Source organism: Fibrobacter sp. UBA3718 (assembly GCF_002371935.1).
Taxonomy (GTDB): Bacteria; Fibrobacterota; Fibrobacteria; order Fibrobacterales; family Fibrobacteraceae; genus Fibrobacter.
This window is the reverse complement of record NZ_DFHR01000024.1, coordinates 108,657-115,548: the sequence shown is the minus strand read 5'-3', so window position 1 is coordinate 115,548 and position 6,892 is coordinate 108,657. Positions and strand designations below refer to the sequence as shown.

Genomic DNA, 6,892 nt, shown 5'->3' with positions numbered 1-6,892 from the left:
AGAGCCCGTACAAGAGCCCCACGGACATGGGCGTGAACATGGCGGGCAACTGCATTATCGACGATGATGCTGTTTGCGAGGCCGCCAAGCAGGAAATCATCCGCCGCTACTATAACACGCTCTGCGACGTGCGCAAGGGCAATGCGGAAAAGGACCAGATTTACAAGCAGGAACTCATCATGGAGCAGGCGCAGATCAGCACTGTTGACCGCCCCGTGATTGCGGCTGCTGTTGAAAAGGCTGAAATAACTGGCGGCCCGGCGGTTGCCATCCAGCTGAATGACGGTGCCATCATCTCGGCGAAGACTTCTTCGCTGTTGGGCGCTTCTTCTGCCATGTTGCTCGACGCGCTCAAGCACCTCGCGAAGATTCCCGACGAAGTGCGCCTGCTTTCGCCGATGGTCATCGAGCCGATTCAGAACCTCAAGACAAAGCAACTCGGACACAAGAACCCGCGCTTGCACATGGACGAGGCGCTCGTGGCGCTCTCTGTGTGTGCCCTCACGGACTACAACGCGAAAATCGCCCTAGAGAAGCTGCCGGAACTCCGCCACTGCGAAGTGCATTCCAGCGTTATCCTCTCGCAGGTCGATGTGGGCGTGTTCCGCCGCCTGGGCGTGAACCTCACGACGGAACCGAATTACCAATCCGGCAATCTGTACCACGGGTAATAACGTTCGCTAATCGGCGCAATACTGCGTTGCTCGCCTCCTTGCGTACTTTAGTACGCTACGGAGGCTCGCGCCTTGTCTTGCTTGATTATCCAACGTTCTGGCTAAAAAGAGTTGCGGCCTTGCTCTGCTCGCTTATCCAGTTTTTTTTGACAAATGTTGTTGAAATCCGATATGAAAAATTAAGAAGGCCGCGATTTCGCGGCCTTCTTTAATGACGTTTTGCGCGTAATTACTTCACACTAGCCGTCAGCAGTTTCGTAATTGCTGCCACATACTCAGCCGGGTTCGGGAGCGGAGAACCTTCGGCAAGCAGAGCCTGACCGTAGAGGGCCTTCGGCCAATCGCCCAGGTCTTCCCTCGCGGAGGCGTTCAGCGCGAACAGGAGCACAGCAATGAATGCGATTGCTGTTTTCTTGAAATATTTGGACAAATTAGTTACCGCCGTTTCGTGCAATACCTATCAGGTAGAATAGACCGAAAACTACGATATCCGCCGCCACGATGGTCGAACCCACGGGAGTCCCGGCGAGAATAGCGACTACGATGCCGATAAGCGAGCAAATCACGGATATGGTGGCCGCAGCGACCGTTACCGAGAAAAAGCTCTTGAATACGCGCATGGCCGAAAGTGCCGGGAAAACCACGAGGGCCGATACCAAAAGCGCACCCACAAGGTTCATGGCGAGTACGATAATCGTTGCCACGATGACGGCAATCAGCAGGTTGAAAAGTGCAGTGTTGACGCCCGTGGCTCGTGCGAAATTCTCGTCGAACGTGATGGAGAAAATCTTGTTGTAGAAGAGGACGAAGCAGAAGATGACTATGCAAGAGAGTACGATGCACAGGATGACCTCTTCCAGTTTCAGCGTGAGGATGGACGTGGAACCGAAAAGCGTAGTGCACACGTCGCCCGAGATGTTTGCCGAGGTGGAAAAGATGTTCATCAGCAGGTAGCCGATGGCGAGCGCGCCGACCGATACCATGGCGACGGCGGCATCACCCTTGATGCGAGCGTTTTTCCCGGTGCAGAGCAGGAGTACAGCCACGGCTATGGTTGCCGGCAAGATGATGAGCATGTTGTTTGTCACCTTGAGTACTGCTGCAATGGCAAGTGCGCCGAATGCAACGTGTGAGAGGCCGTCACCGATATAGGAGTAGCGCTTGAGTACGAGGGTTACGCCCAGCAGTGACGAACAGAGCGATACGAGTACGCCTACGACAATCGCGTAGCGCACGAAGGGAAAGTCTAGGTAGAAAAGAAGCGTATCAATTGGCATACCGTACATTGTCATCCCCGCGAATGCGGGGATCTCCTTGACTTGAGGTTTTATCTTCCTTTAACTGATATTTGGTCGAAGTTCATCACGCGGGTAGCATCGTCCAGGGCGGAGTCCACGTCGTGCGTGACCATCACGATGGTCATGCCCTTCTTGTGCAGGTCATTGATGACGCGGTACATTGTTTCCGTAGATTCGGGATCGAGGCCGGTTACGGGCTCGTCGAGAAGCAATAAACGATCGGCAGCGCAGAGGGCCCGGGCCAAAAGCACGCGCTGCTTTTGGCCACCCGAAAGTTCGCGGAAGCACGATTTGCGCAAGCTTTCGGTGCGGGTGAGCGCCATGCATTCCATGGCGCGTTCCCGCTGGGCCCGTCCATAAAACGGCAGCAGGCGGAACTTGCCCTGGAATGCGGAAAGAACGATTTCTTCCACCGATGCGGGAAAATCCCTCTGGACTAGCGTCATCTGCGGCAGGTAACCGATTTCACTGCGCTTGAGCCCTTCGCAGAGTTCGATATCTCCGGACTTGGGCTTGAGCAAGCCTGCGATTCCACGGAGGAACGTTGTCTTGCCGGAACCGTTGCGTCCGATGATGCAGAGGTAGTCCCCGACATTCACGTCGTAATCCAGGTCGCGGACCAGGTCCTTGCTTCCGTAGCCGAGCGTCAGCTGGCGGCATTTGATCAGAGGGATTATTTCGTTCATATTATTTTAAAGCCTTTTTCAATGCTTCCAGATTGTCGCGCATGATGGAGAGGTAATCGACGCCGGCCTTTATCTGTTCGTCCGTCACCGACTGCATCGAATTGAGCGTCAAGACCTGCGCGTTCTTGGAGTTCTTGCTTGCTTCGAGAATGGCTCGGGCGATTTTCCCGTTGCTCCCGTCAATCGTGAAGATGGCGGGCAGTTGTAGAGAATCCATCTTCCCCGCAAGGAACGTAACCGTTTCAAAGCTCGCTTCGCTCTCGGCGGAACAGCCGGCAAATGCGGCATAGTACTTAATGCCATAATCGTCCACCAGATAACGAAACGGGAATCGGTCACCGAACAGGACTGTCTTTTGCGAGGCGTCCGAAGTAGCCGTGGCAAATTCCTTGTCCATTTCCCAGAGTTTTGCGTTGTAGAGGATAGCGTTCGCTGTGTAAATTGACGAATTTGCGGAATCCACCTTCGAAAGCGATTGGGCGAGCGCATTCGCCAAAATCCAAGCGTTCTTCAGCGAAAGCCAGATGTGCTCGTCGTTCTCGACTTCTTCGTGGTGATGATGCTCGTCTTCGTGCTTTTCGGCATGCTCATGATGTTCATGCTCATGTTCTTCGGCTTCTTCGCCGTGCTCATGGTGATGTTCCTCTACCTGCATACCCTCCGCGACTTCTTCTTCCTTGACGCGGTCGCCGAGAGCCTTCATCAGATTCAACGCGATGCGCCCTTCCTTCGGGGTAACCTCAAGAGCCTTCTCAATCCATTCGTCAGACTCGCCGCCCACGTAAACGACAAGGTCGGCCTTGGCGATGGTCGCGATGTCCTGTGCCGAGGGCTTGTAGCTGTGAAGGTCGGTGCCGTTCTTGATGAGCAGTTTCAGGTCCACCGCGTCGGCATGCTCGCCGATCACGTTCTTCAACCAGTCGTACTGCGGGTAGATGGTCGCGACGACGGAAATCTTTTTCGGTGCGGAATCCTTTTTCCCGGATTCCGTGTTGCAGGCGGTCAGCATTAATACCGACGCAAAAAGCAGTATTGCAATGGATGCAATTTTTTTCATATAAAGGTCCTTGTCCGTATGGACAAATGTTGTTGATGTTGTTATGCGGCTTTGTACCGCTCGTCGTCTTGGGTGCGACGCACTTCAATTCAACAACAGGACCTTTTGCGAAACAAGGGTGGCTCGGCACGTATCGAGAGCCTTGATGCGGGGGAGCCTGAAAAACACGCAGCAGAGCGCGATTTCAAAAGGTGCGACGACCATTTCCATGCAGACCGTAATCAGTTCCAGACAGCGATGGATATGGTGACAGACGTGGCAATGTTCGCCGTGGCAATGGTGTTCCAGGTGGCGTGACACATAGAGCGACGCCAAGATAACCAGAAGCCTGTCGAACAGGGCCTTAAACATGGTGCATACGCCTCCGCGGGAGGGGTTTCTTCGCGGCTATGGAGCATCCGGCGCAGCGCCCGAGCAGAACCGACTGCTGCTGGTCCAGTTCAAAGCCGCTTACGCGCTGTACCGAAAGTTGCAGCATCTTGAGTGCGGGGCCTTCCAGGTGGAAAAACTTGCCGCATTCCTTGCACACGAGGTGCATTTTCTCCTGGCACTTGCTCGGGCCAGTGTAGCGGTACTGGAGTTCCTTGTTCTCTTCGGCCCCGACAATCTGGACGATACCCGCTTTTTCGAGACGGGCGAGGTTCCTGTAGATGGTGCTCAGGGAAACGGAGCGCAGGTCCTGGGCTATATCGGAAGCCTTGAAAATCCGGTCAGGATTCTTGACCATGAAGTCCATGATGACTTGTCGCGTTTTCGTCTTGTATTCTAATTTGCAAATCATTCGCAAATTCAAATTTAACAAAAAATGGGTGCGTTGTCAACGAAAAGAGTCGTCATTCCGACCCTGGTTTTTTTTTGTATATTTCGAAAAAAACTTACAGAGGTAAAACATGAACGAAGACAAAGTCCCGGAAACTGTTGTCGCGGAACCTGTGCCGGAAACCGCAGCCGTTGCGCATCCGGCGGGAAAATTTATGTGGAGCATGGCTCTTGGCGGGCCGATTATTTCGTGGTTTTTCCATCGCAAGGAGCTGGAAAAGAGCGCAAAGAGTTTTTTCTTGCCGATGCTTGGGTGGAATATCCTGACGAATATGGTAGATAAGGCACTAACCGCTGGCTCTAAAATGACATCTCCGGAAACCTTGAATGTCTACGATATCTTGGGAATGGTCTGGTTTTTTGTTTCCATTTTCATTTTGGGAAGATTAGGCGCTTCTAAAATAAAGGAATGTCTCCCGGAATATGCGCCAGAAGTCTATAAGCCCCGTGAACGCAAGGGAATTATTTTGGGTGTAGTAATCCTAGTTGTTGTTTTTGTTGTTGCGTTCTTTGCTCCCATCTTTTTTGACTTAGGCTGAAAATGAATTTAGAATGAAAAAAGGCCGCGAGTGAATCGCGGTCTTTTTCGTATGAGAATGTATGGATCCTCGCCTTCGCGAGGATGACGCTGTTGCGAGATTATTTCACGCTGGCAGTCAGCAGCTTTGTAATCGCGGCGACGTACTCAGCCGGGTTTGGGAGCGGAGAACCTTCGGCAAGCAAAGCCTGACCGTAGAGGGCCTTCGGCCAATCGCCCAGGTCTTCCTTCGCTTCAGCCTTCTTCTTGAGCATTTCGCAAATCGGGTGCGTCGGGTTGATTTCGAGGATGCGCTTGGACTTCGGCAAGTTCTTCTGGCCCATCGCCTTCATCATGCGTTCCATCTGGGCGCTCATGGCGTCTTCGCTGGTTACAAGGCAGCAGGGGCTGTCTTTGAGGCGGCTGGATACGCGGACTTCCTTGATGTCTTCGTCCAAGACCTTCTGCAGGTTTTCGCAGAGTCCCTTGAAGAGTCCCTTGTTTTCTTCTTCAGCCTTCTTTTCGTCTTCGGTCTTTTCGAAATCTACGTCGCCGCGGGCGATGTCGTGGAACTTCTTGTCGCCGAATTCCTGGAGGCTAGACATCATGAACTCGTCGATGCCGTCGCTCATGAGCAGCACTTCGTAGCCCTTCGCCTTGAAGGCTTCGAGCATCGGGTTAGACTTCACGGCGTTCTTGTCGCCGATGAGGTAGTAGATTTCCTTCTGGCCTTCCGGCATGCGCTTCACGTATTCGTCGAGACCCACGAGAGCGTCGCCTTCGGTCTTGGTGCTTTCGAAACGGAGCAACTTCTTGAGTTCGTCAAGATGTTCCCAGTTCATGTAGAAGCCTTCCTTGAGGACCATGCCGAGTTCGCGCCACCAGGCGTTGTACTTCGCGGCATCCTTGTCAGCCATGTTCTGCAAGGTGTCGAGCACCTTCTTGATGACGTGCTTACGAATGTTGGTGATGATCTTGTTGTTCTGCAAGATTTCACGGGACACGTTCAGCGGCAAGTCTTCGCTATCGACCACGCCGCGCACAAAGCGGAGCCAAGGCGGCAGCAAATCCTTGCAGTCGTCCATGATAAAGACTTTCTTCACGTAGAGCTTGAGGCCGTGCAACGCGTCGTTGTGCCAAATGTTGAACGGAGCCTTCGACGGAATGTACACGAGGCTCCAGAATTCCTGGGAACCTTCGGCGTGGCTGTGGCTCCATGCGGCCGGTTCGTCGGCTTCGTGGCTGATGACGTTGTAGAAATCCTTGTACTGTTCTTCGGTGACTTCCTTTTCGCTCTGGCGCCACAATGCCTGCTTTTCGTTCAGGCGTTCTTCGGGCTTTTCTTCCAGTTCGCCCTTGTCGTTCTTGGTGGCTTCCGGGTGGAAGTAGATGCCGTAGCTCACGAAGCCGCTGTACTTCTGGACGATGTCCTTGATCTTCCATTCGCTGGCAAAGTCTTCGGCGTCTTCGTCGTCCTTCAGGTACAAGGTAATCTTGGTGCCCACCTTGTCGCGCGGGGCTTCGGAAATCTCAAATTCGCCCGTGCCTTCGGAGGCCCACAGGTAACCCTGCTTTTCGCCGGCCTTCAAGGTCAGCACTTCGACCTTCTTTGCGACCATGAACACGGAGTAGAAGCCCACACCGAACTGGCCGATGAGATCGACGCTGCCCTTGTCGCCTTCCTTCAAATTCTTGATGAAGTTCTTGGTGCCGCTACGGGCGATGGTACCCAGGCAGTTGATCAAGTCTTCCTTGTTCATGCCGATACCGTTATCTTCGACAATGATGCGCTTGCCTTCCTTGTTCACCGAGATATCGATGCGGAGCTGCGTGCCCTGCGG

9 protein-coding genes are annotated in these 6,892 nt (G+C 53.4%); 2 read left to right on the top strand and 7 right to left on the bottom strand.

What is annotated here, in order from left to right; all coding sequences use genetic code 11:
* Positions 1 to 671 (top strand): DUF1846 domain-containing protein (locus B4A77_RS10980; protein WP_290740677.1); only part of this gene is annotated, 671 nt, incomplete at its 5' end.
* A gap of 232 nt (positions 672 to 903) precedes the next feature.
* Here the strand turns inward: B4A77_RS10980 and B4A77_RS10975 are convergent.
* The 6 genes from B4A77_RS10975 to B4A77_RS10950 all read right to left on the bottom strand — a co-directional run bounded on the left by B4A77_RS10975 (position 904) and on the right by B4A77_RS10950 (position 4,496).
* Positions 904 to 1,104, bottom strand: coding sequence for a hypothetical protein (locus B4A77_RS10975; RefSeq protein WP_290740674.1), 201 nt, complete (start codon positions 1,102 to 1,104; stop codon positions 904 to 906).
* A gap of 1 nt (position 1,105) precedes the next feature.
* Positions 1,106 to 1,951, bottom strand: a complete 846-nt coding sequence (locus B4A77_RS10970) for a metal ABC transporter permease (RefSeq protein ID WP_290723276.1) — start codon at positions 1,949 to 1,951, stop codon at positions 1,106 to 1,108.
* 50 nt (positions 1,952 to 2,001) lie between these two features.
* A complete protein-coding gene (locus B4A77_RS10965; protein ID WP_290723274.1) occupies positions 2,002 to 2,658 on the bottom strand; it encodes a metal ABC transporter ATP-binding protein in 657 nt (218 codons plus the stop codon).
* Position 2,659: 1 nt separating this feature from the next.
* Positions 2,660 to 3,715: a metal ABC transporter substrate-binding protein gene (locus B4A77_RS10960; protein WP_290740671.1), complete on the bottom strand. Its 1,056-nt coding sequence runs from the start codon at positions 3,713 to 3,715 to the stop codon at positions 2,660 to 2,662.
* Between the two features lie 84 nt (positions 3,716 to 3,799).
* Positions 3,800 to 4,066 (bottom strand): hypothetical protein, encoded by a 267-nt coding sequence (locus tag B4A77_RS10955; RefSeq protein WP_290723271.1) that lies wholly within the window; start codon positions 4,064 to 4,066, stop codon positions 3,800 to 3,802.
* Complete coding sequence (locus B4A77_RS10950; protein ID WP_097035177.1) at positions 4,059 to 4,496, bottom strand: Fur family transcriptional regulator; 438 nt, start codon at positions 4,494 to 4,496, stop codon at positions 4,059 to 4,061. The genes B4A77_RS10955 and B4A77_RS10950 overlap by 8 nt, the downstream gene beginning before the upstream one ends.
* Positions 4,497 to 4,605: 109 nt before the next feature.
* Between B4A77_RS10950 and B4A77_RS10945 the strand changes: the two genes are divergently transcribed.
* Complete coding sequence (locus B4A77_RS10945) at positions 4,606 to 5,073, top strand: hypothetical protein (RefSeq protein ID WP_290740668.1); 468 nt, start codon at positions 4,606 to 4,608, stop codon at positions 5,071 to 5,073.
* A gap of 100 nt (positions 5,074 to 5,173) precedes the next feature.
* Here the strand turns inward: B4A77_RS10945 and htpG are convergent.
* On the bottom strand, positions 5,174 to 6,892 hold a 1,719-nt coding region (gene htpG / locus B4A77_RS10940), incomplete at its 5' end, for a molecular chaperone HtpG (protein WP_290740665.1).

Coding starts and splice junctions, on each gene's coding strand:
- B4A77_RS10955 (WP_290723271.1), bottom strand. CDS start 4,066: ATGTTTAAGGCCCTGTTCGACAGGCTTCTGGTTATCTTGGCGTCGCTC.
- B4A77_RS10950 (WP_097035177.1), bottom strand. CDS start 4,496: ATGATTTGCAAATTAGAATACAAGACGAAAACGCGACAAGTCATCATG.
- B4A77_RS10965 (WP_290723274.1), bottom strand. CDS start 2,658: ATGAACGAAATAATCCCTCTGATCAAATGCCGCCAGCTGACGCTCGGC.
- B4A77_RS10960 (WP_290740671.1), bottom strand. CDS start 3,715: ATGAAAAAAATTGCATCCATTGCAATACTGCTTTTTGCGTCGGTATTA.
- B4A77_RS10970 (WP_290723276.1), bottom strand. CDS start 1,951: ATGCCAATTGATACGCTTCTTTTCTACCTAGACTTTCCCTTCGTGCGC.
- B4A77_RS10945 (WP_290740668.1), top strand. CDS start 4,606: ATGAACGAAGACAAAGTCCCGGAAACTGTTGTCGCGGAACCTGTGCCG.